The sequence below is a fragment of the uncultured Thiohalocapsa sp. genome (assembly GCF_913062725.1).
Lineage (GTDB): Bacteria > Pseudomonadota > Gammaproteobacteria > Chromatiales > Chromatiaceae > Thiohalocapsa.
Map to the genome: position 1 here is coordinate 1 of NZ_CAJXWY010000038.1, position 24,474 is coordinate 24,474.

Genomic DNA, 24,474 nt, shown 5'->3' on the forward strand with positions numbered 1-24,474 from the left:
GCCCGGGTCTGCTGATCGAGGCGCGCACCCATGGCGGTGAGATCGCGCTCGGCGGCGTCGACGAGGTCGTGATGCTCGTCCGCCGGGATGCGTGCGGCGAGCTGTTCCTCGACGCTGTCACGCTGCGCGCGCACCACGTCCAGCTGCTGCTGCAGGGCCCGGGTCTGCTGATCGAGGCGCGCACCCATGGCGGTGAGATCGCGCTCGGCGGCGTCGACGAGGTCGTGATGCTCATCCGCCGGGATGCGCGTGGCGAGCTGTTCCTTGGCAATGTCTCGTTGCTCGCGCACCACCGCCAACTGTTGCTGCAGCGCCTCGGTACGTTGCGCCAGGCGGGCACCCATGGCGACGAGGTCGCGATCGGCGGCGTCGAGGGCATCGTAATGGGTATCCGCCGGGATATGCGCGGCGAGCTGCGCCTTGGCGGTGTCACGCTGGGCCCGGACGACCTCCAGCTGTTGCTGCAGGGCCTGCGTCTGCTGCGCCAGACGGGCATCCATGGCAGTCAGGTCATGCTCGGCGGCGTCGAGGGCGTCGTAGTACGCATCCGCGGGCACGCGCGAGACCAGCTCGTCTTCGGCGGTGTTGCGCTGGGCCCGGACCACTGCCAGCTGCTGGTGCAGGGCCTGGGTCTGCTGGTGCAGACGCGCCCCCATGGCGGCGAGCTGTGTCTCGGCGGCGTCGAGTGCGGCGTAGTAGTCATCCTCGGGGATACCCATGACCACCGTCGGCTCTGCGGCGACGTCCGTGCCGCCTGCGGCCTGCGCCTGCGCGCTGGCCTGCGCCGCCTGTGCGGTGGCCTGCGCCGCCGCCAGCGACGCTGCGTCGCGCTGGGAGCGCACCACTGCCAGCTGCTGATGCAGGGCCTCGGTCTGCTGTTGCAGACGGGCACCCATGGCCGTCAGCTGACCCTCCACCGCGTCCAGCGCATCGTAGTGCTCGTGTACTGGCACGCTGCCGGCGAGGCGCGCCGCCAGCGCGTCGCGCTGGTCACGGACGACGTCCAGCTGCTGGCGCAGGGCTTCAGTCTGCTGGTCGAGGCGGGCGCCCATGGCAGAGAGCTGGCGCTCGGCGGCGTCGAGGGCCTCGTGGTGCTCATCGGCGGACACCTGGCCAAGGCTCATGGCCACCGCCTCGTCGCGCTGGCCGCGCACCACTTCCAGCTGCTCACCCAGGGCGTGGGTCTGCTGGCTCAGGCGCGCCTCGATGGCGTTGATCTGCCGTTCGGCGGCGGCGAGGGCAGCGGCGTGCTCGGCTTCGGCCACACGTCTCGCCGCCTCGGCGCGCGCAGCATCACGCTGCTGGCGTACCACGTCGAGCTGCTGATCCAGCGCCGTGCGCTGCTGATCGATACGCGCTTGCATGGCCGTGAGGCGGTCCGCAGCGGCATCCATGGCATCGGCATGCTCATCACGCAGTGCCACGGCCACGGCGTCACGCTGCTCGCGGACCACCTGTAACTGCTGCTCGAGCGCCGACGTTTCCTGATCGAGTCGCGCCTGCATGGCAACGATCTGTGCCTCCGCCTCGGCGAGGGCGTCGGCGGTGGTTTCGGCATCGGCCAGGGCCCGGGATTTGCTTGCGAGTTCGGCTCGGAGTGTCTCCACCTCGGCGGCGAGGGCCTCGGCGTGGGCTTCCAGCTCGTCGCTGCGCGCCGCCACGGCGGTGGTCTGCGCCGGCACGGCGGCGCCGTCGGCTGCGGCCGTGGCCGCCGACGCCTGTGGCTGCGTCTCGGTAGCGGCAGTCGTCTCTTGCTCTGCCTCGGCGGCGGGTGCCGCCGCGAGCGCGGTCTCAGCCGTGGCTTCGGTGCCGGCGGCCTCGGCGGCCTCATCGCCGGCGGCTGCTTCGCCACCGACCTCGGCGGCCGCGGTTGCCGTGGGCCCGTCGGTGGCAGGCGTATCGCCGGTGTCCTGCGCTGGTGCCTCCGCCGGGGCTGCAGCCGGTGCCGGGGTGGGCGCGGCCGATGGTCTCGGTGCCATGTCCGCGGGGGCCCTCACCTCCAGGGTCTGAGCCCGGGACTCGGTGGCGTCGAGCTCCACACGCAGGCTCTCGAGCCTGGTGCTCAGGTCGGCGAGCAGGGTCTGGATCTCGGCGACGGACATCGCCTCCAGCGCCAGGGCGTCCGCCGCGGGGCCGCCGTCCGGCTGTTCGCGGCCGGGCAGCAGCCGCCGCCAGCCCTGCCATCTGTCGGCAGCACCAGCGTCCCCGGCGGCACTGGGTGTGGCCGCCCCGGCAAAGACCGAGGCCAGGGCGCGATCCACCCCCAGGGTGGTGTCGATATCGGTGGCTTTGCCGCGTTGTTTGGCCTCCTCGACGCTCAGGCCCGCGGGCGGTTGCCACCAGCGCCACAAACCCTGCCACTTCGGCAGTGCTGTGGTCTCGGCCGTGGTGTCGCGGCTCGGCTGAGCCAGATGCTCCAGTGCTGCGACGACGGTGCCAGCGCGTGGTGCGGTGGTGGGTGCAGCGGCGGGCGCGCCGTCGGCGGCGACTGTCGGCTCGGTGGCATCGGTTGCGGCAGCCGTCTCGGCTGGCGGCGCCTCCGTCGTCGGCGCCGCCGCAGCGGTGGCCGCTTCTGCTTCGGTGGCCGCTTCTGCTTCGGCGGCCGCCGTGAGCATGGCGACGAATGCCTGGCGCTCTTCCATGGATGCGGGGCCGGTGTCCTCAGGGGCCCAGGCGACGTCGATGGTGCCGCCGGCGGTGGGGTCGGGCGACAGGCGCCCGGGCAGCACACCACTCAACGATGGGTAGTCGTCGAGCATGGTTTCGCCGTAGAGCGGCTTGTAGGTGCCCTTGTGGCAGGTGGCGCAGGCGGCCTTGGGGCCATCGCCGGTGTCGCCGAGTCGGTGTGGCGGAAACAGCGAGGCGATGGGACCGAGGTGCTCGCTGTTGATGTCGCGCACCATGCGGATGCCGTGCCAGGCGGTGACGCGCTGGGGCGTGCTCTCTTCCCAGCGTCCCATGGCGCGGGTCTGGTGGCAGTAGGTGCAGTTCACACCCAACGACCGCGACATGTACATCATGAGCGAATAGGTGTATTCCGCCTGCTTGTTGGACTGGCGGTTGCCATGGGGCAATGCCTTCGTGCCCTGCACGCGAATGTCGTTGTCGTCGCTCAGGAATGCGCTCAGCGGGTCGAACGGCAGCGAGGAGTAGCCATTGTTGGACACGCCGGCCAGGTTTTGGTCGCCTTTCCAGCCGCTGATGCCTGCGGAGGGCTGCGTCGGCTCAGGGTGCTCGAACCAGATCTCGGAGGGCACCGGTTGGCCGCGATGACAGGTCCAGCAGGTGACGCCGGTGTCGGCCACATGCGTTTGCCAGTTGGCGTTGATGTCGCGGGTCATTTTCAGCATCTGCCGCGCGACGAGCTTGGTGTACTTGCTGTCTTCGGCCAGGTTCTGCGGGTTGTGGCAGTAGGCACAGCCCTCCTCCGGCGCGATCCAGGTGGTCATGGCATTCATCAGACGCGCGAGCTCGAGTGCGTTGAGGTCGGTGAGGACCTGCACGTTCTCGTGTATCTCACTGGCCATCGGGAAGGTTGGATCGTAGGGATCGCTGGGCTCGGGCTCGGGAATCGCGTTGATGTCCTCGAGGGCAGCGACGTTGGCCGGGTTGTAGACCTGGATCATGGAGTTGCCGCGGTAACCCCATTGCACGCTCTCGGTGGGCTGCTTACAGCTGGTCAGCAGCACCATGCCGCAGGCGAGGCTGGCAAGGAGCAGGCGGTGGGCGATGCCGCGGCGCCGCCATCTGCCGGGGCTGGGTGCCGCGCGGCTGGCGGTCACCACGGGAAATTCGTTGAGGAATGCTGAACGGGCAGTCGGGCCTGCAGGACGCCGCATTGGGGAAGCCTCCGATGGTCATTCGCGCCGGGTGACGCGTGTTCGGCGGGTTGTGTTTCGGTATGGCCGTTGGGCGCCCGCCTACGCCCCAGGTGTCAGCGTATCCTGACATTGACAGATGTCAATCACTGCATGACAGAATGACGGGTGCCAACCTGTGATGCGCTCGTCGTCGCGGCGATGATCGGTGGGGCGGCGCTGGGTGCCGCATCTCACGTCAGGTTGTCGCCGGGTGTCGGTTGCTGAGCATGGGTGAGGGCAGCTGACGCGACGCGCCCGAGCGGGGCGGCCCGGGCGCGTTTGTCGATCAAGCCGCGGCTTTCGGCTTGAAGTTGCGGCACCAGCCGGTGGCCGGCACCTGACGGCCGCCAAAGAAGGAGCAGGGGCCCTTCTCAGCGCCGTCGGCGCCCTGGAACAACTGGCACTTGGAACAGGCCTGATCCGTGGTGTGGTTGGGGAACTTCGCCGAGTCGGCATCGGCGGTGTTGACCACGAAGCCCATGGCCTTGGCGTAGGCGTCGTTGGGATCCAGGTCCGGCTTGGCCTCCTCGGCGCCCACGAAGCGGGCCAGGGTCAGTGCTGAGGCGCCGGCGGCGGCCTGCATCAGGAACTTGCGGCGGTCGATGGGGTTCATGGCTATAGCTCCTCGCTTTGGCTTGTCGTTGGATGCAGCGTTGTCATTGGTTGAGCATCAGACATTGCTGGCGGTTGGTCGGATGTGCCGCCACGGTGGCGGCGCACCCGTTTGGCGCCCGGGACCGACGACGCGTTGCGCGATGGTCGGGCTCAGGCGAGAACTGCTGTCGCTGCTTGTGTTACGCCGCGGTTGTCGCGCCAGACGACGCGGATGGTTCCTCCCGCCGGCGCATTGTCCAGACGGAACTGCAGCAGGGGGTCCCTCGCGACGGCGATGCCGAGCTGCGCCTCCAGCACCACTCGAGCATCGACCGTAATCGTCGCATCGATGATGTAGTGGGCCGGCACCCGCCGACCCTGGTCGTCCGTGCGCAGGCCCGATTCCATCGGGTGCAGCATCAGCACGAGCACGTCGACGCCGTCGGCATGGCGTCTGCTGCGGATCCGGATGTCGTCGCTCGTGCTCATGTGGTCGATCGTGCGTGGCGTCAGCCACAGCCGCCGACGGTGACCTCGGCGTCGGCGGCGGTCCAGTAGAGCCCGCCGGCGGTCCTGACGGCGCCATAGACGCGGCCGCTGCCGGCGAGCTTGATGCGCACCGACAACCGTGGCGCTACGCCACGGCCGAGACGGCAGTGGGTGGCGATGGGCGCAGGATTCATGTCCGCGAGCACGTAGATGTCTTCGATATCCGGCAATGTGCTGGTGACCGTCACCGGCACGGAGGCGCCATCCTCGATGAAATCGGGCAGCGTCAATGTCACCGCATCGGGTGCTGCAACGGCTCCCGTGCGGGTGGCAGCGCCGATGGCTGCCAGGGCCGTGGTTACTGTTTGCCGCGTCAGCCCGTTGGCGTGCAGTCGATCAAAGCCGACGCCGGCGAGTGCGAGCCCGGCCGCAGCCTGAACGAAGGTGCGACGGTCCCGCCGGCGCGGCGGTTGTAAATTGGTGGTGGCGGCCCGGGTCATTGTGCGGTACGCACCAGCCGCAGATAGTGAGCGAGGTCTGGCGCGTGGGGCTCGACCCCCTCGGGTCCGAAGCTCAGTGCGTACATGCGCTGGTCAGCATCGTCGGCGCGTGCGGTGCTGGTCCAGAAGAAATCCGTCGGTGTACCGGGAAACACCGTCAGGTTGATGCGCGGGCTCACGCATCCCCGCTCGATGATCATGGCCAGATCGCGGAGACCGGGCACGCGCCAGTCACTGAAGAACTGCTCGCCGCTGGCATTGATGGCCTCGACCGCGTCCTGTGTGTCGGGCCAGGCATACGTCTGGGCCGTGCCATTGCAGGTGCCGTCTTGCCAATCCTGGCCGAGGGCGCAACGCATCCACATGAGTCCGGACGATTGGTCGGTCACGGTACCGTCACCGTTGTCGGTGAAGCGCTCTGTCGGGGCCGACAGCGGGCGTTGACTCGTGTCACAGCGTTGCTCGGCGAGGGCCGGAGACAGTGCGGCCGTCAGCGTGCTCAGCAACACCGTCAGTAGGGGAATACGCATGGCATCGATCGGAGCGGCGCCTTTCATGGGGGGCAGAGGATGCCGGCAGGTCGGGGTGTTGCCCCGGCCACCGGCGGTTCGAGCTCCCCGCGGGGAGCCTGTGGATCTGCGCTCAGCGACGCTCTGGCGTGTACTCGCGGGTGTCGACGCCGAGGCCAGTGGGCTCGCGCTTGAAGCCCGTGCCAAAGGCCACCGGCACGGCCGCGGTCTGCTCCGAGGCGAGACCCGGCTCGATGGGCAAGCCGCGGTGCAGGTACATGGCATAGGCCTTCATGGCCGTCATCTGGTCAGATTCCGGACTGAGCCGCTCACCGAGCTGCGGGTTTTCGATGCACCAGTTCACCATCTCCTGCCAGGGCACGACCTTGCCGTACATGGTCTGGTACTTGGGGAAGGTCTGTGGGTTGGAGGCGGCGGTGTCTGGGTGGCAGTTGGCGCAGGCGAGTCCATTGCTGGTCATGCTCGGCTCGCTGCCATGCCAGAGATCGTAGCCCGTCTGAATGACACCGTAGAGGGTGTCCATCTGCTGCTGCAGCTCTGCTTCGGTGAAGGGCGCGCGGGCAAAGACGGTGCCTGCAACGACGGTAGCGACGGCGATGCCGCCAATCCCCAGGGCGCGACGGATGGCGATGCGTGTTTTCATAGAGAGTGACTCCTCCAGGTTCGATAGGACTGGGCGCCGTAGGCTGCATGGATACGCTGCATCGGCGACCTCGTGCCAGGCGTATGTCCGTTGGCATTGCTGCACACGGCGTCGCCAGGGCTGTGCCGGCGGCGACGGGGCGCCGCCGGCTTCAGACGACGTGTGCGGCTTAGACCTTGAAGCCGTCCTGCATGAACGGCGTCAGGGAGTCCTCGAACGGCTTGTACTCCACCAGGCCCTCGAAGTTCTCGCTGAGGTTGATGAGCTGGACGCCCTGACCGTCGGTGGCGATGGACGGGTCAGCGCGGTTCATGCGCGTCTCCGGGTAGGCGAGCTCCACCGGCGGATAAGGCCAGGGCCAGGAGGTGCTCATGGCCGCGACCGACGACATGTTGCCGATGCGGTTGTAGAGCGTCTGGTGGACATGACCGTGATAGGACATGACATTGTCGAACTTCGACAGGATCTCGCGAATCTCAGGGGCGTCTGAGGTCTGGAAATTCCAGCGCGGGTAGTAATCCCACAGCGGTGAGTGGGTGAAGACGACGATCGGCGTGCTGGGTGGGAGGTCCTTCACGTCTTTCGCGAGCCACTCCAGCTGCTTCTCGTGGACGCCCCAGGGGCCGGGGATCGGGCTCTCCAGCATCTCCATGACGGTCATACGCTCCTTCGGCGAGAGACCGGCGGGAGTCCAGAAGTCCTCCACGAGGATGGAGTTGAGGCCGATGAAATGCACACCTTTATGGTTGAACGACCAGGTTTCGTCACCGAACAGACCGCGCCAGGCCTCGCCCATGTCGAGATACCAGTCGTGCTCGCCCGGGATGATCTTCATGGGCATTTCGAGCTTGGCCAGAATTTCAGCACCCTTCACCAGTTGGTCTTCGGTGCCGTTCTGGGCAACGTCGCCACCGAACAGCACGAAGTCGGGCTTAGGATTCATGCTGTTGACCTTGTTGACCGCGTCGATCAACTGCTGGTCAAACTTATGGTTATCCATGCTGTAGAGGTGTGCGTCGCTAATGATCGCGAAGCGGAAGGGATCGACTTTGCCGCCGGCCTCCGCTTTGACCACATCAACGATGCCGAGATTGATACCCGCGGCCTGTGCGACCAGCGTGGCCACGCCGGCTTTGCCGCTGAACGCGAGGAAGTCGCGCCTGCTCTTATTCACTTCGGACATTGGCTTCACTCCACCTTTGGTTTGGCTGATGGGCATGCGCAGGGCGCTGCCGTTTTGCGGGACCGCCGCGGGTACTGCCTCAGTGCGGCGCATTGGCGTCAACCGTGCGAGTTGGCACAGTCTCAGGTCGTTGCTGTCGGTTCCAGGCCACTCGGCCATGAGTCGTGGCGAGCGTTCATTGGAACCGTCGCATCCTACTCGGCGCTGGACGGTTGTTGCGTCCATCGGCCCGGTAGATGACAGGCCGGGGTGTCAGCGGGGCGGTAGGCCGACCGGCGGCATCCCCCAACACCGCGCCCTGAACCTCCATGGGCGGCTTGAACAGGTTTTGTCTACTCTGCGACGTCCATCGGATCATGCTGTGTGAGACCGTGGTTACTGGCCGTTGCCTGGGAAAACGGCTCATTGATCCGTGTCATTGTCAGTATTTGTCCAAGCGAGTAGGCCGAGAGAATATATCCGCCACATGGAGAGTCAAGCGAGACCCATGCATTTTTTCCTATCGAAATGATCACTGTTGTCTATCCAGTAAATCCATTAATTAAGTATCTTCTAATTTGCTTTCAGGCTCGTGCCGGGTGGGTCTTCGGCAAAGGCGCGGACGGCTACGCAGAAGCGATGGAGTGATGCGGGAATGTTGTATCAGGCATCCTGATAAACCATAACAATGGCTGGTAATACACCAGAATCTAATATGCTGCTTTAATGAAATGAGGCGTCCCCCGTCATCCGACGAACGGTAGCCTGAGCAGTGGACGGATCAGACGCGCAGCATGCCGCACGAGCGCACGCACAGCGCTGCTCCTCCCGATGGATGGTCGCAATCAGGCGCCGACGGCGACGGCATGGCCGACGGGTGTCAACGGCGGGCTTGTCTGCCCGGCGCACGCAATGATCCGGGCAAACGCCAGCGAGTCGGGCGACGGCCCGCAGGGATCTCTCCACGGCAGAGACGCCGCCGCGACATCAGCGGTGACGTCGGCACGCCATTCCACGCCGGCCACCCGGCCCGGCGCAAGCAGTATGCAAGCCGCCGCTCAGCCTGCGGTGACCACATGTGGTACGCCAAAGGGGTTGGTGAGCGGCTGGCGGGGGACGTGACAGCAGGAATGCTGTCGTGAAGCCTGTGGCGATGTATTCACGGCGTCCGCCCGCTGGCCGCCGGCCGACCCACGGCAACCGCCACAGCGCCAATCAGGCGAACCGGCGCTGCTCGCCGTCGCCGGTCACGTTGTCGACGCAGCGCCCGCACAGCTCGGGGTGCACGGCGTCAGCGCCCACGTCCGCCCGGTGGTGCCAGCAGCGCACGCACTTGGGATGCTCGCTCGCACTCACCGCCACCGCCAGGCCGTCGACGTCGGTGTCGGCGGCGCTCTGCGGGCGCGCCTCGAGGGGGTGCACCCGCGCCTCGGAGGTAATCAGCACGAAGCGCAGCTCATCGCCGAGCCGTGCCAGTGCCTGCGCAATCTCAGGCGCGCAGTAGAGGTCCACCTCGGCGTCCAGCGCGGCACCGATGAGACCCGCCTTGCGCGCCGTCTCCAGCTGCTTGCCGACGGCGGTGCGCGCGGCGAGCACCTGGGCCCAGAGCGCGCGGTCGTAGGGATCTTGCGCATCCAGCGCACACAGGCCCTCGTACCAGGTGGCGGTGAAGACGTGGGCATCGCGCGCACCGGGGATGTGCTGCCAGATCTCGTCGGCGGTGAAGCTCAGGATGGGCGCCAGCCAGCGGCTCATGGCCTCGATGATGTGGTACATGGCCGTCTGGCAGGAGCGCCGCGCGCGGCTGTTGGCCGGCGTGGTGTACTGCCGGTCTTTGATCACGTCCAGGTAGAAGCCGCCCATGTCCAACACGCAGAAGTTGTGCAGGCGGTGGTAGATCTGGTGGAACTGGTAGTCCTGATAGGCCGCCATGACCTGCTGCTGGAGCTGGTGGGCGCGGTCCACGGCCCAGCGGTCCAGCGCAATCATGTCCGCCGCTGCGACGAGATCCGTCGCCGGGTCGAAGCCGTGCAGGTTGGCCAGCAGGAAGCGCGCGGTGTTGCGGATGCGCCGATAGGCGTCGGCGGTGCGCTTGAGGATCTCATCGGAGACGGCCATCTCGGCGCGATAGTCCGTGGCGGCCACCCACAGGCGAATGATGTCCGCCCCCAAGGTCTTCATCACGTCCTGGGGACGCACGACGTTGCCCAACGACTTGGACATCTTGCGCCCCTGCTGATCCACGGTGAAGCCGTGGGTCAGCACTTGCGCGTAGGGCGCGCGCGCGTACATGGCCACCGAGGTGAGCAGGCTCGACTGGAACCAGCCGCGGTGTTGGTCCGAGCCTTCCAGATACAGGTCCGCCGGCGCCGCGAGGCCGGGCCAGCCGCCGTCGGCGTCGTTGCGCTCCAGCACGCAGGCGTGGGTGACACCGGAATCGAACCAGACATCGAGGGTGTCCTGGACCTTGTCGTACTCGGCGCCCTCCGCCTCGCCCAGCAGATCCGCCGGGTGCAGCTCGAACCAGGCGTCCACGCCTTTGTGCTCCATGCGCTCGGCGACGGCCTCCATCAGCGCGTGGCTGCGCGGGTGCGGCGCGCCGGTGTGCTTGTGCACGAGAAGCGGGATGGGCACGCCCCAGGTGCGCTGACGCGAGATGCACCAGTCCGGGCGGTTGCGCACCATGGCGTCGATGCGCGACTGGCCCCAGTCCGGCATCCAGCGCACCCCGGCGATCGCCGCCAGCGCGGCCGCGCGCAGGCCCTGCTGGTCCATGCCGATGAACCACTGGGCCGTGGCGCGGAAGATGATGGGCGTCTTGTGCCGCCAGCAGTGCGGATAGCTATGCCGGAAGCGGGCGCCGAGCAGCAGGGCGCCGCGGGCCTTGAGCGTCTCCACCACCTGCTCGTTGGCGTCCCAGACCGACTCGCCGGCGAACAGCGGCGTGTCCGGCAGGAACCGCCCGTCGCCGCCCACCGGGTTGTCGACGGCGAGGTGATAGCGGCCGCCGACGATGTAGTCATCCAGGCCATGGCCGGGCGCCGTGTGCACGGCCCCCGTGCCGGCCTCCAGTGTCACGTGCTCGCCCAGGATGATGGGCACCTCCCGGTCGTAGAAGGGGTGCTGGAGCTTGAGTCCCTCGAAGGCGTCGCCGCGCCCATAGGCGATGACGCGGTAGTGCTCGATGCCCCAGCGGTCCATGGTGTCGCGCAGCAGGCCTTCGGCCACCAGGAGCCGCTCGCGGCCGTGCTCCGTCGGGCCCTGGCCGTCGGTCTGCACCAGGGCGTATTCCAGCTCCGGGTTCAGCGCCACCGCCTGGTTGGCGGGCAAGGTCCAGGGCGTGGTGGTCCAGATGACCACGGACAGGGGCCCCTCGCCCTGTCCGTCCGGCACCGAGTGGCAGCGGGCGAACAGTGCCTCCTCGTCCAGCACCTGGAAGCGCACGTCGATGGCCATGGAGGTCTTGTCGGCGTACTCCACCTCGGCCTCGGCGAGCGCCGAGCCGCAGTCGATGCACCAGTGCACCGGCTTGCTGCCCTGGTGGATGTGGCCGCGCTCAAAGATGCGCGCGAGCGCGCGCACGATATCCGCCTCGAAGCGGTAATCCATGGTGAGATACGGGTGATCCCAGGCGCCGAGCACGCCCAGGCGCTTGAAGTCGGTGCGCTGGCCGTCCACCTGCCGGGCGGCGTAGTCGCGGCAGGCGTGGCGGAACTGGGTCGCGCTGATCTTCTGTCCGGGCTTGCCCTTTTTGCGCTCCACCTGCAGCTCGATGGGCAGGCCGTGGCAGTCCCAGCCCGGCACATAGGGCGCGTCCAGGCCGTCGAGGGTGCGCGCCTTGACGATGATGTCCTTCAGCACCTTATTGACGGCGTGACCGATGTGGATCTCGCCGTTGGCGTAGGGCGGGCCGTCGTGCAGCACGAAGCGCCCGGCGCCGGCGCGGGCGGCGCGCACCTGGCCGTAGACATCGTCCGCCTCCCAACGCTTGAGCATTTCCGGTTCTCGCTGGGCCAGGTTGGCCTTCATCGGGAAGCCGGTCTTCGGCAGGTTCAGGGTGTGTTTGTAGTCGGTCACGGCGATACTTCCTGCGGGGCCGCCGAGGCTCGGATCGGCCCCGGGGACAGGGTGCCGGCGACGCGCGCCGGGAAAACATCTAACGATAACAGACAAGGCCGCGGCGCTGACGCAACCGATCGTCATCAGCAACCGCAACCACGTCTGTGCTCCCCCGGTTGGAGCATCACCGAAGCCGCGAGAAGCCGGCCCTGGCGACGTCGACCGCCGGCCGTACCTGCGCGCGAGGCAGGCCTTCAGTGCCCACAGTACGCAGGAGGTCGGACGGCCCCGGCATATGCATGCTTGCAGCGCGCGCGGGGAGTGGATCAATACACGTCGACGCCTCGACCAAGCTTACCGGAGCCAGTCTGATGATCCCAGAGTGTCGCAATCCCTGTGGCCCGCGCGGGTGCGGACACTGTGCCGGACGGACAAGTCCGTTGCCATCGCTCATGGGCTGGAAAATCTCTGTGAAGGCTGAGTCTCGACCCCCTTGCTGCGGTGCGTGAAACTGCATCCCGCGGCCGAGACAGCCGGCCTCACCCCGCCGCCTCCGCCTCCGCCGCCGCGCCGCCCCCGGCATCCCCACCACGCCGCGCCCAGATGCGCAGCCCGATGAAGACCGCCACCAGCACCGCGAACATGCCGCCGAGCCACAAGGACGCCGCGATCGGGTCCCGCGAGAAGGTCGCAGCCTGGTAGAACGCCGTGGCGGTGATGAAGGCGATCCCGGTGGTCCAGGCGGCGACGAAGGTGGCCCAGGCGGCGCCGGTCTCGCGCACGATGGCCGCCACCGTGGCCACGCAGGGGAAGTACAGCAGCACGAACAGCAGGTACGCGAAGGCGCCGGCGCGCCCGTCGAAACGGGCCTCCATGGCGCCGAAGGTGCCCGCCTGCCCGCCCTGCTCGGCGCCGACGCCGGCGCGGTCGCTGAGGTCGCCGACGCCGAGCCCGAGGGGGTCGGTCAGGCCGCGGGCCACGTCGGCGAGGTTGGCGGGCACCGTGGCCGCAGCGGCGGCCAGGGCCGCGCCAAGGTCGTAGCGATCAGCCGCTGCCGGCGCCGCGCCGTCGGCCGGCGCCGCGCCCGCCGCACGCAGGTCCGCGGCCCGTTCGTCCGCCGCGATGCGCCCGTACATGGCGTCCAGGGTGCCGACGATGACCTCCTTGGCCAGCACGCCGGAGAAGATGCCGAGCACCGCCGGCCAGTTGTCCTGTTCGATCCCCATGGGTGCGAACAACGGCGTCGCCGTGCGGCTGGCGGCGGCGAGAATGGACGCGTCGCTGTCGGTCTCGCCGATGCTGCCGTCGGTGCCGATGGAGCCCAGCAGGTTCAGCGCCAGCACCATGACGACGATGACCCGGCCGGCGTCGCGCAGGAACAGCTTGACCCGGTCCCAGCTGCGCAGCAGCACGCCGCGCAGGGTGGGCCGGTGATAGGGCGGCAGTTCCATCATGAAGCCGGTGCTGGTGCCCGACAGCAGGGTGCGCTTCATCACCAGGCCGGTCAGCAGGGCCACGCCGATGCCCGTGAGGTAGAGCGCGAAGACGACGTTCTGGCCCTGGTGCGGGAAGAAGGCGGCCGCGAACAGCACGTACACCGGCAGCCGCGCGCCGCATGACATGAAGGGATTCATCAGGATGGTGAGCTTGCGCTCACGCTCGCGCTCCAGGGTGCGGGTGGCCATGACCGCCGGCACATTGCAGCCGAAGCCGACGATGAGTGGCACGAAGGCCTTGCCGGGCAGGCCGATGGCGCGCATGGCGCGATCCATCACGAAGGCGGCGCGGGCCATGTAGCCCGAGTCCTCCAGCGCCGACAGAAAGATATACAGACTCGCGATGATGGGAATGAAGGTTGCCACCACCGTCAGGCCGCCGCCGATGCCGTCGGCGAGCACCAGTCGCAGCACCCGCGGGGCGCCCAGGCTGGTGAGCACGGCGCCCAGCCCGTCGACGAAGAACGCCCGGGCGGCGCCGTCGAAGAAATCGATGAAGGCGCCGCCGACATTGATGGTGAAGACGAACATCAGATACATCACCGCGAGGAACAGCGGGATGCCCCAGAGCCGGCTCAGCACTACCCGATCGATGGCGTCCGACAGGTTGCGGCCCGCGCCGCCGTGCTGGCGCAGGGCGCCTTGCGCCAGCGCATGGGCGTGGCCGAAGCGGGTCTCGGCGATATAGGCGTCGGCGTCCTCGCCGGTGCGCTCGGCGATGGCGCTGCGCCAGTGCGCGGCCTGCGCCAGCAGGCGGTCATCGGCCAGCGCGCGGGCGGCGTCGTCTTCCTCCAGCAGTTTGAGCCCGAGCCAGCGGGCGTTGCCGTCGGCTCCGGTGGCCGTGTAGCCCGTTGCGAGCGCGCCCACGGCCTGGTCGACGACGTCCTCGTGCCCGAGGGGGAAGCCAGCCCGCTCGCGCCCGTCCACCACCGCGAGCGCGCGGGCGCTCAGCTCCGTGATGCCCCGTTTGGACACGGCCACCACCGGTACCACCGGGCAGCCCAGGCGCTCGCTGAGCATTGCGGTGTCGATGGCGATGCCGCGCTTGCTGGCCACGTCCATCATGTTGAGCGCCACCACCACCGGCACGCCCATCTCCAGCAGCTGGACCGTGAAGTAGAGGTGGCGCTCCAGGTTGGTGGCGTCGAGCACGTTGACGATCAGATCCGCCTGCCGGGAGAGCAGGTAGTCTCGGGTGACACGCTCGTCCAGCGAGCCCGCGTCCAGGGAGTAGATGCCCGGCAGGTCCACCACCCGCACCGGGCGGCCGTCCAGCTCGGCCCGGCCCTCGCGGCGCTCCACGGTGACGCCGGGCCAGTTGCCGGTGGTCTGGCGGATGCCGGTGAGGGCGTTGAACAGCGCGGATTTGCCGCAGTTGGGATTACCGGCGAGGGCGAAGGTGAGCGGGCGCCGGGGTGCTCCGTTGCGGAGGTCAGAAGCTGCGGGGCGTGCCGGCATGGTGGGAGGCCTCCGGGGCTTGCGATCTCAGGTCTGGCTCGCGCGGCGCCTGACGGGGGTGTCCGACGGCAAGCGGGGCCGGGAATCGGGGCTCGGCGCGACCGCCGTCAGCCGGCGGGCGGCGCCGCATGGCCGCGCTCGGGCGCCGGCGGCAGCGGGACCACCACCAGCTTGTCGACGATGCCGCTGCCCAGCGCCACGCGGCTGGCGCCGGCGGCCACGACGAGACCGCGTCCGCGGCGGTGCTCCACGCGCAGCTCGCTGCCCACACGCAGTCCGAGCGCGCTCAGTTTGCGCTGCAGGTGCCGGCCGCCCTGGATGGCTTCGAGCCTGGCGGTGACCCCCGGTGGCAGGCGGCCAAGGTCCACCGCGTCCGGGCGCAGTACGCTGTTGATGGTGGGGGAGACGGGCTGCTGCATGGCGGTGGGCTCCGAAATCGAATACGAACGCTTCTTAGTCATCTTAATACGCAGCGCGAGCGCCGTCGCCGGCAACGATGCAAATGCTGCGCTGCGTCAACACAAGTGCCGGCGGCGCGGGCTGTGCAGCGCGCATCCGGACACCGGCTGTTACGCGGGCTGCTGTTCGGCGCCGGGGTGTCGGCCTGCCGAGCGGGTCCGCTCGCCCCTCGTTGCATGCGGTGACGGCCCGGGCAATCGGCTGGGCGGATCGGCCTGGGCGGATCGGGCTGGGCGGATCAGCCTGGGCGCCGTGCGCACGGCCGCCGAGCGCCCCGAGTGCTAGTGCACCGCTTCTTCGGCGCCCTGGCGCATGGTGGCGGAGACCTCGGCATAGACCTGCGCCCAGGCGCTGCGCACTTGCGGGGTGAAGCGCTCCCCCAGGGCAGCGGCGAAGCTGTCCAGCAGCACGGCGGCGAACTTGTGATAGTCCGCATCGCCGACGCCGTAATCCGCATGGCGGGCGCCGACGGTCTTGATGAGCGGCACCACCGGCTCGGGGTTGTCCAGCGCGCTGACGACGGTGTTGAGCATGGTGACGAAGAGCGCCGTCTGCCGGTCGATGTCGCCCTTGAACAGCGGGCGCAGCTCCGGGTGGCAGGCGAACAGGCGCTGGTAGAAGTCAGCGCAGACCTGCTTGCGTATGGGGGTGATCTCAGCCCAGGAATCGCGCACCAGCGCGGCGGTTTGCGGATTCATCGCGTGCGTACCAGTGTTTGGTGACGAGCGGGCTCCGGCGCGATGTGCCACCGCCTGCTGTGGCTGCGGCTGGCCGCCCCGGCCCTTGGCTGGATACTAGGCGAGGGCCTGCGAGGGTTCAACGCCGGGCGCTCGTCGTCGCGCCATCGCGTGGGCCTGGCACGGCGCGCAAGCGCGCACTTCGCTCGGGCAGTCGCCCGCGGGCGACGGATCATCAGCGGCGGCTTCAGTTAAACTGCCGCGCTTTCGGGCAGGCGGCGGTGGCGCCGCCACGGGGCCCGGCGCAGGCTTGTGCCCGAGCGCGGCCGAAGCCGAGCCCGGGCGTGGGCCGCCGGCGCGCGCGGACGCGCCGGCGTGCGCCACGCCCGCTGCCCGCGCGTCCATCAGCCTGCAGTACGACGAACGAGGTCAGTCCATGTCCATACTCTTCCGGCACCTGACGGTACAGGATGTCGCCGCCGCCGTTTTTGCGCTGTTCGCGATCTGGATGGCAGGGCAGGTGCCCTCGGTGGAGATGGCGTGGGTGGTGGCCATCCTGACTTTGACGATCTACCTCTTCGCCTTCGAGGTGGTGGGTGTGGACGTCGCCGCCGTCACGGTCATGGTCGTGCTGGGGCTGACGACGCTGTTGGCGCCGCTGATGGGTCTGGACGCCGGCCTGGTGCCGGTGCAGAGCCTGTTCGACGGCTTCGCGTCCAATGCGGTCATCTCCATCATTGCGGTAATGATCATCGGCGCCGGCCTGGACAAGACCGGCATCATGTCGCAGGTGGCGCGCTTCATCATGCGCGTCGGCGGCAGTACCGAGGCGCGCATCATCCCGCTCATCTCCGGCACCGTCGGCGTGATCTCATCGTTCATGCAGAACGTCGGCGCGGCGGCGCTCTTCCTGCCGGTGGTGAGCCGCATCTCCGCGCGCACCCGCCTGCCCATGAGCCGGCTGCTGATGCCCATGGGCTTCTGCGCCATCCTCGGCGGCACCATCACCATGGTGGGCTCGAGTCCCCTCATCCTGCTGAACGACCTGATTCGCACCTCCAACGAGGCACTGCCGGCGGGCGTCGCGCCCATGCCCACCTTTCAGCTGTTCGACGTCACGCCCATCGGGCTGGCGCTGCTGGGGGCGGGCATCGTCTACTTCGTGGTGTTCGGGCGCCTGGTGCTGCCGTCGCGGGGCACGGAGCTGATCCAGGCCAGCGATCCGAGTCAGTACTACGGCGAAACCTACGGCTTCAGCGACTTCAACGTGCGCGAAGTCCGCGTGCCCGGCGAGAGCCCACTGGTGGGCACCAGCGTCGACGAGATGGAGCGGCGCTGGCACGTGCGGGTGGCGGCGGTGGAGAAGGGCGACGGCGTGCGCCTGGGCTCGGCGGGTGTGGACCGCAGCCTGGGGATCGAGGCGGGCACCTTCCTGGGGCTGCTCGGCGGGCAGGCGCAGTTCGATGCCTTCGTCGCCGACACCGGCGTCGAGGTGAAGCCGGAGGCCGAGGTCTTCGCCGAGGCCCTCTCGGCCACCAAGGCCGGCATTGCGGAGATCGTCATCCCGCCCGGCTCCAGCCTCATCGGCAAGTCCGCCCGGGATATGTGGATGCGCAAGGTCTACGGCCTGTCCGTGCTGGTCATTCACCGTGGCGACGACACCCTGACCTTCGACAAGGGCGGCGTGCGCGACATGCCGTTCAAGCCCGGCGATACCCTGGTGGTGCATACCACCTGGACGGATCTCGCGCGCCTGGAGCAGGACCGGGACTTCGTCGTCGTCACCACCGAGTATCCGCACGAGGAGCTGCGCCCGCACAAAGTGCCCATGGCGCTGCTGTTCTTCGCCATCACCCTGAGCCTGGTGCTGTTTACGGACCTGATGCTCTCCGTGGCCCTGCTCACCGGCGCCGTCGGTATGATCCTCACGGGCGTGCTCTCCATCGATGAGGCCTACGAGGCGGTGAGCTGGAAGACGGTCTTCCTGCTCGCCTCGCTGATCCCCCTCGGCATGGCCGTGGAAGGCACGGGCACTGCGGCCTGGATCGCCGACCAGACCCTGGCGGCCCTCGGCGATGTGCCCATCTGGGTCATCCAGGCGGCGCTGGCGGTGCTGGCGACCTTTTTCACGCTGGTGATGTCCAACGTCGGCGCCACCGTGCTGCTGGTGCCGCTGGCGGTGAACATGGCCCTGGGTGCCGGCGCCAATCCGGCCGTCTTCGCGCTCACGGTGGCCATCGCCACCTCCAACTCCTTCCTCATCCCCACCCACCAGGTCAATGCGCTCATCATGGGCCCCGGCGGCTATCGGGTGCCGGATTACATGAAGGCCGGCGGGATCATGACGGTGCTGTTCCTGGCCGTCTCGCTGCTGATGCTGAACCTGGTCTTCTAACACCCAACAACGGGATCAGCGCCTGAGGTATGCCCGGCGGACATCAATGTCCGGCGCAGGCGTCGGCGGGCGGGGTGGCGGCGGGCGGGGGACGCCGTGAATACGTCCCTGTAGGCTTCACGACCGCATCCCTGCGGTCGAGACCCCCGCCCGCCGCCACCCCGCCCGCCGACACTGAGAATCCGGGTGTGACGGGTCGACCTTGTTATTGGTGCGCGACCAGAGTCCTCAGCTCGGCGTCGGTGAGTCTGCGGCCGTCGCTCTCTTTCGGCACCCGATAGTCGCAGCCCTCGCGCCAGCGGTTGCAGCCGAAGGCGTGGCGGCCCTCGATGATGCGGCCCCGGCCGCATCGGGGGCAGGTGAGCGGGTTGCGTCGCAGTGACTCGGCATTCGGCGGCGCGTGCGCGTCCGCGTCCGGCGGATCGACCTCGTCGCGGCCGCGGGGCTCGTCGTCGCTCGGCGCCGGCGCGTCGAAGTCCAGGCGCACCTTGCCGGCGTCGTCGAGCCGCAGCCGGGCGGCAAAGGTCTTGCCGGCCTTGGATCTGAAGTCGTCGACCTGCGCCGTGTGGCGCCGCTCGATCAGTTGGCGGATCTCCGCCAGCGAGAGCCTGTGGCCGGCGACGGTCTTCCAGATGGTGAAGCCGCAACCGTCGCGCCACCGTGCGCAGCCGTAGGCCTTGGTGTTCTCGATGATCTCGCCCTCCTTGCAGACGGGGCAGGTGCCGAGGTTGGCGGACTTGGGCTCGCCGGCATCGCCGGCCGCCGGGCCTCGGGCACCGCCGGAGCGGCTGCGGCCTGTGCCGCGTTGTGCGCCGACGCGACCGCCGCCACGCTTGCCGCCGCGCCCTGCGCCCCCGCCGCGCTGCGGCGCTGCGGCCCGTGCCGCGGCCACCTGCTCCGCCGTCATCGCCGGACCGCTGGCCACCTGCGGGATCAGCGCCCGCACCTGCCCGCAGATGTCGCGGTAGAAGGCGTCGGCGTCGGCGGCGCCCTGCTCGATGTCCTTGAGGCGCTGCTCCCAGGCGGCGGTGAGCTCGACGCTGCGCAGCGGCTCGGCCACCAGCGCGATGAGCGCCTTGCCCTTGTCGGTGGCGCGCAGTTGCTTGCGCTGGCGCTCGATGTAGCCGGTGCGCAGCAGCTTTTCGATGATCTCGGCGCGGGTGGCGGGGGTGCCGAGCCCCGACGACTTCATCGCCGCCGCCAGGGCGTCGTCGTCGATCTCTCGGCCCGCGTGCTTCATGGCATTGAGCAGGGTCGCGTCGTCGAAGGGCCGCGGCGGCTTGGTCTCGCGCTCCACCACGTCGAGTGCGTCCACATGCACCGTTTGGCCCTGCGCCAGCGGCGGCAGGGGGCGGTGCTCCGACGCGGCGGCGTCGGCCCGGGCGTGCTTGCCGCCGGTGCCCGCCTCCCCCGCGTCACCGGTCCCACTCGCCTGCTCGACAGCGGCCCGCCGCCGCGGCTCCACCCGCTTCCAGCCCGGCTCCAGCTCCCGGGAGCCCTTGGCGATGAAGGTCTCGGCGCCGATGTCGAGGGTCACCCGGGTCTCCTCCACGCGCTGATCCGGCAGGAAGACGGCGACGAAGCGCGCCGCCACCAGGTCGTAGATCCTGCGCAGCGGCTCCGGCAGGTTGGCCGGCGGGCGCCGGGCGGTGGGCAGGATGGCGTGGTGGTCGGTGAGCTTGGTCTTGTCCACATAAGCCTTGCCGAGGCGGTGGCCGGCGTCCAGGCGGGCACGGGCCTCGGCGGCCAGCGGATGGTCCGTCTGCTCCAGAATCCCCGGCAGCTGCGCCACCATGTCCTCGCCGATGTGGCGGCTCTCGGTGCGCGGATAGCTGATGAGCTTGTGGGTCTCGTACAGGGTCTGCGCCAGCTCCAGCACCCGGGCGGCGGTGAAGCCGAAGCGGCGGTTGGCGTCGCGCTGCAGCGTGGTGAGGTCGTAGAGCGGCGGCGGGCGGTTGTGGCGGACCTTCTTGTCGACGGCGGTGACGGTGCCGGTGCGGTGCGGCTCGATGGCGGCGCTGATCTGCCGTTGCAGCCGCTCGGCGTGCTCTTTGCGCTCGATGCGGGTCTCGCCGTCCTTGCTGTACTTGGCCTCGAAGCCCTCCGCCAGGCGCGCCACCAGCTCGTAGAAATAGGCCTTGGTGAAGTTGGCGATGGCCGTATCCCGGGCGACGATCATCGCCAGCGCCGGCGTCTGCACCCGGCCGATGGTACACAGCACCCGGTTGTGCACGGTGTAGGCACGGGTCAGGTTCATGCCCACCAGCCAGTCCGCCTGCGCCCTGGCACGGGCGGCGGCGGCCAGCGGCGCGTAATCCTCGGCGGGGCGCAGGGAATCGAAGCCGGCGCGGATGGCCTCCGGCGTCAGGCTGGAGATCCAGAGCCGCTCGATGGGCTTGCGGCTGCGGGCGTGCTCGACGATGAGGCGGAAGATCAGCTCGCCCTCGCGCCCGGCATCCGTGGCACAGACCACGCGCTCGGTGTCCGCGGCCGTGAGCAGCGCCTTGACGATCTTGAACTGCGCGCTGGTCTTTTTGTCGGTGCGCAGCCGCCAGCGCTCCGGGATCATCGGCAGCTGGTCCGACGACCAACGCCCGGCCCAATCCGCGCCATAGTCGTCCGGCTCGGCGAAGTGCACCAGGTGACCGAGGGCCCAGGTGACGCACCAGCCCCGGCCGCGCAGGCAGCCCTCGGCGCGACTGGAGGCACCCAGCACCGCGGCGATGTCGCGGGCGACGCTCGGCTTTTCGGCAACGACGACGGTGGTCATGCCGGGAGCTTAGCCGACATCGTGCGAAGACGTTGCGGCGGGTCCACGGCGGCGGTCGGGCTTGGCATGGCTGTGCGAGGCGTCGTGCCGATGGCGCGCCCTGATGACCAGAACCCGGCTTGGCGCGTCGTTGGATGCGCTGGTTGCGCCGCGCGGCGCGGGGGCGTGTCGTCCGTCTGCGACCCGGGGCCGCCCGCAAGCCGGCGACCCCGGGCCATGAAGGGGCTGAATCAGCCCAGCAAGCTGTTGCCCAACAGGGGCGCGATGACCAGGCTGACGATGGCCATGACATTGATGAGGATGTTCATGGACGGCCCGGAGGTGTCCTTGAAGGGATCGCCGACGGTGTCGCCGACCACCGTGGCCTTGTGGGTGTCCGAGCCCTTGCCGCCGTGGTTGCCCTGCTCGACGTATTTCTTGGCGTTGTCCCAGGCGCCGCCGGCATTGGCCATGGTCAGCGCCAGCAGCACGCAGCCGAGCAGTGCGCCGCCGAGCATACCGCCGAGGGCGGCGGGACCCAGGCCGAAGCCCACCACCCAGGGTGCGGCGATGGCGATGACCCCCGGCAGGACCATTTTCTTCAGCGCCGCGGTGGTGGCGATATCCACGCAGCGGGCCGTGTCCGGCTCCGCCTCGCCATCCAGCAGGCCCTTGATCTCGCGGAACTGGCGGCGGATCTCATTGATCATGGCAAAGGCGGCGTCCCCCACCGCGGTCATGGTGATGGAGGCGATGGCGAAGGGCAGGATGCCGCCGATGAACATGCCGATGATCACCAGCGGATCGCTCAGCAGCAGTTCGAAGTCCGGCACGTGCAGCGCCACGCTCTCGATGTAGGCGGTGATGATGGCCAGCGCCGCCAGCGCCGCCGCGCCGATGGCGAAGCCCTTGCCGATGGCGGCGGTGGTGTTGCCGAGCTCGTCGAGGGAGTCGGTGATACGCCGGGTCTCCACGCCGAGACCGGCCATCTCGGCGATGCCGCCGGCGTTGTCCGCCACCGGCCCGTAGGCGTCGATGGCCATGGTGATGCCGACGGTGGCGAGCATGCCGACGGCGGCGATGCCAACGCCATAGAGACCCGCGAGCGCGTTGGAGACGAAGATGATGACGCTGATGGTGAGCAGCGGGATGATGACCGAGCGCATGCCCACCGCAAAGCCTGTGATGATGACGGTGGCGGCGCCGGTCTCACCGGCCATGGCGATGTGCCGCACCGGCTTGGCCGAGGTGTAGTACTCGGTGACCAGGCCGATGACGATGCCGCCGAGCGCGCCGATGAGCACCGCACCCCAGACGGCGCTGGTGACGCCGGTGGCGATAATGACCACGAAGGCGACGAGCATGAAGAGCGCACTCGCGCCGATGGTGCCGATGCGCAGTGCCCGTTCCGGGGCTTGGCTGGAGAAGCGCCGCACCAGCCAGATACCGGCGATGGAGCAGAGCAGACCCGCGGAGGCCAGGCCCAGGGGCAGGAACATCAGCGCCTGGCGCTCGCCCAGCGGGTCCATGATGTCCGCGGCGAGGGTGGAGGCGATGGCAATGGTGGCGATGATGGCGCCGCAGTAGGACTCGAAGATGTCCGAGCCCATGCCGGCGACATCGCCGACGTTGTCCCCGACGTTGTCGGCGATGACACCCGGATTGCGGGGGTCGTCCTCGGGGATGCCGGCTTCCACCTTGCCCACCAGATCGGCGCCGACATCGGCGCTCTTGGTGTAGATGCCGCCGCCGACGCGGGAGAACAGCGCCACGCTGGAGGCGCCCATGCCGAAGCCGTGGATGGCGTGGGCCGTTTCCGGGTCGCCGCCGAACAGCAGGTACAGGGTGCCCAGGCCGAGCAGCCCTAGGGAGGCCACCGCCAGGCCCATGATGGAGCCGCCGAAGAAGGCGACGGTCAGTGCCTCCGCCGGTCCCTTGGTGTGCGCCGCCACCGTGGTGCGCACATTGGCCTGGGTCGCCGTGCTCATGCCGATGAAGCCCGCCAGGGCCGAGGCCACGGCGCCGATGAGAAAGGCGAGTGCCGTCTTCCAGCCGAGGAAGATGTACAGCACCACCAGCAGCACGGCGGCGAAGAGGCCGAGCATGGTGTATTCCCGGCGCATGAACACCATGGCGCCGAGGTGGATGGCATCACCGATGGCGGCAACCTTCGCCTCGCCTTTGGGATATGCCTTGACGGTTTGATAGACGACATAGGCCGTCGCCAGACCGATGACCCCGAAAAACAGAGGAATAAGCGCATTCAGGCTCATGAGTGGATAACTCCCCGTGTGGCTCGAATCAGTGTTGTTGTCTGTGGGAAGGCCGGGCGGCGGTGGTTAGCCGCCGCTGGGATGCGAGCTGGAAGGCCATTGACGGCACACGAGCCCGCCGCGGTGCGACCGGCCGTTGCGCCGAGGGCCGGCATGGTTGCCGTCACATGGCGCGCCAGAAGTGATAGTTGGTGGCTTCGATCTCTGCGGGGGCAGGCATCGGAAAGAAGCGGGTCGTGTCCTGCGAGGCGAACATGAAGCCGTGGCGAATGAGCTTGTAGGGGATGTTGTCGAAGCCGCTGTCCAGCCGCAGCCCCTTGGTATCCTTGCCCGGGTTCTCGCGCAGTTCCATGATCGCCGCCCGCAGGTTGGATGGGTGCAAGCCGGGAATCGGCGGATGCATGGTCGGGCGCTCTTCGAACTCCCGCAGGAAATGCGCGATGTCCAGCTCGATCTGGGTGTAGAACTGCTTGGGGGCCCCTTTTGGAAAGCCCGGTTCGGTGACGTATTTGCCGAAAGCCGGAAAGTCCAGCCGCGACATCACCAGCATGCGCAGCGGTGCGATCTCGGCGTAGATCCTGAGGAAACCCTCTTCGTGGGTCTTGTCGTAGGGGGCGGACTGCAACTCCAGCACATAACCCTCGGGGGTGCCCAGGATGACGCGCGAAATGGCGTTGAGATCGATGTGCTCCAGGATCCGGTAGGTGGAGATGAACTTGGTCGCCTTGGGGCGACCGTCGTCGTGCGGCTTGAGCGCAGCCAGCGCCTCGTCGATTTTGAAATAGGGGTGGCGGTAGCTCAGATCGATTTCCGCGAACACCACCTTGCCGGCGTAGTAGCGCACGGAGCCCGATGTGTAGTGCTTGGCGAACGCCTCCGGCTCCAACTGCGAGGCCACCAACGCCGGGTTCGGCGCCAGAATCTGGTACAGGTGACTGTCGTATTGCATGCTCAACTCCCTCAGGTTGGCTTTGACCGTGGCGCCGGGCGCAGCGGAGCACTCGCCCCAGCGGCGACCCCGCGGGTACTGCGGTAAACCCCGATATTATGCAGTGTTGCAGCGGGTGTGAAACCCCGTCTGCACCAATTGACAGCATTGGCCCACGACGTGCTACGCGGGCTCGGGCATC

General features: G+C 68.6%; 15 protein-coding genes. 1 reads left to right on the top strand and 14 read right to left on the bottom strand.

Annotated elements, in window-relative coordinates; translation table 11 throughout:
* The 11 genes from pufC to QZ588_RS11620 form a co-directional block, all read right to left on the bottom strand.
* Positions 1 to 3,785 (bottom strand): photosynthetic reaction center cytochrome PufC (pufC, locus tag QZ588_RS11570; protein WP_295542874.1); only part of this gene is annotated, 3,785 nt, incomplete at its 3' end.
* Between the two features lie 361 nt (positions 3,786 to 4,146).
* The gene (locus QZ588_RS11575; protein WP_295542876.1) at positions 4,147 to 4,473 is read right to left on the bottom strand and encodes a high-potential iron-sulfur protein; all 327 of its coding nucleotides are present in this window, start codon (positions 4,471 to 4,473) and stop codon (positions 4,147 to 4,149) included.
* A 152-nt stretch (positions 4,474 to 4,625) separates the two neighbouring features.
* Positions 4,626 to 4,943 (bottom strand): thiosulfate oxidation carrier complex protein SoxZ, encoded by a 318-nt coding sequence (soxZ, locus tag QZ588_RS11580; protein WP_295542877.1) that lies wholly within the window; start codon positions 4,941 to 4,943, stop codon positions 4,626 to 4,628.
* A gap of 20 nt (positions 4,944 to 4,963) precedes the next feature.
* Complete coding sequence (locus QZ588_RS11585; RefSeq protein ID WP_295542878.1) at positions 4,964 to 5,443, bottom strand: thiosulfate oxidation carrier protein SoxY; 480 nt, start codon at positions 5,441 to 5,443, stop codon at positions 4,964 to 4,966.
* Positions 5,440 to 5,973, bottom strand: coding sequence for a DUF1566 domain-containing protein (locus tag QZ588_RS11590; protein WP_295542880.1), 534 nt, complete (start codon positions 5,971 to 5,973; stop codon positions 5,440 to 5,442). Before QZ588_RS11590 ends, QZ588_RS11585 begins: the two co-directional genes overlap by 4 nt.
* A gap of 112 nt (positions 5,974 to 6,085) precedes the next feature.
* Positions 6,086 to 6,616, bottom strand: coding sequence for a hypothetical protein (locus QZ588_RS11595; RefSeq protein WP_295542881.1), 531 nt, complete (start codon positions 6,614 to 6,616; stop codon positions 6,086 to 6,088).
* A gap of 169 nt (positions 6,617 to 6,785) precedes the next feature.
* The gene (locus tag QZ588_RS11600) at positions 6,786 to 7,799 is read right to left on the bottom strand and encodes a metallophosphoesterase (RefSeq protein WP_295542883.1); all 1,014 of its coding nucleotides are present in this window, start codon (positions 7,797 to 7,799) and stop codon (positions 6,786 to 6,788) included.
* A gap of 1,194 nt (positions 7,800 to 8,993) precedes the next feature.
* Positions 8,994 to 11,855 (bottom strand): isoleucine--tRNA ligase, encoded by a 2,862-nt coding sequence (gene ileS / locus QZ588_RS11605; protein WP_295542885.1) that lies wholly within the window; start codon positions 11,853 to 11,855, stop codon positions 8,994 to 8,996.
* A gap of 521 nt (positions 11,856 to 12,376) precedes the next feature.
* Positions 12,377 to 14,791, bottom strand: coding sequence for a Fe(2+) transporter permease subunit FeoB (feoB, locus tag QZ588_RS11610; protein WP_295542887.1), 2,415 nt, complete (start codon positions 14,789 to 14,791; stop codon positions 12,377 to 12,379).
* Between the two features lie 107 nt (positions 14,792 to 14,898).
* Positions 14,899 to 15,210 carry a FeoA family protein gene (locus QZ588_RS11615; protein ID WP_295542889.1) on the bottom strand — a complete coding sequence of 104 codons (312 nt, stop codon included), beginning with the start codon at positions 15,208 to 15,210 and terminating at the stop codon, positions 14,899 to 14,901.
* 321 nt (positions 15,211 to 15,531) lie between these two features.
* The gene (locus QZ588_RS11620; RefSeq protein ID WP_295542891.1) at positions 15,532 to 15,948 is read right to left on the bottom strand and encodes a globin domain-containing protein; all 417 of its coding nucleotides are present in this window, start codon (positions 15,946 to 15,948) and stop codon (positions 15,532 to 15,534) included.
* 415 nt (positions 15,949 to 16,363) lie between these two features.
* Between QZ588_RS11620 and QZ588_RS11625 the strand changes: the two genes are divergently transcribed.
* Positions 16,364 to 18,322, top strand: coding sequence for an SLC13 family permease (locus tag QZ588_RS11625; protein ID WP_295542893.1), 1,959 nt, complete (start codon positions 16,364 to 16,366; stop codon positions 18,320 to 18,322).
* Positions 18,323 to 18,527: 205 nt separating this feature from the next.
* Here QZ588_RS11625 and QZ588_RS11630 read toward each other — a convergent pair whose 3' ends face one another.
* The 3 genes from QZ588_RS11630 to QZ588_RS11640 form a co-directional block, all read right to left on the bottom strand.
* On the bottom strand, positions 18,528 to 21,092 hold the full coding sequence (locus QZ588_RS11630) for a type IA DNA topoisomerase (protein ID WP_295542895.1): 2,565 nt from the start codon (positions 21,090 to 21,092) through the stop codon (positions 18,528 to 18,530).
* A gap of 230 nt (positions 21,093 to 21,322) precedes the next feature.
* On the bottom strand, positions 21,323 to 23,344 hold the full coding sequence (locus QZ588_RS11635) for a sodium-translocating pyrophosphatase (RefSeq protein WP_295542897.1): 2,022 nt from the start codon (positions 23,342 to 23,344) through the stop codon (positions 21,323 to 21,325).
* 163 nt (positions 23,345 to 23,507) lie between these two features.
* Complete coding sequence (locus tag QZ588_RS11640; protein ID WP_295542899.1) at positions 23,508 to 24,293, bottom strand: hypothetical protein; 786 nt, start codon at positions 24,291 to 24,293, stop codon at positions 23,508 to 23,510.
* Positions 24,294 to 24,474: the final 181 nt, after the last annotated feature.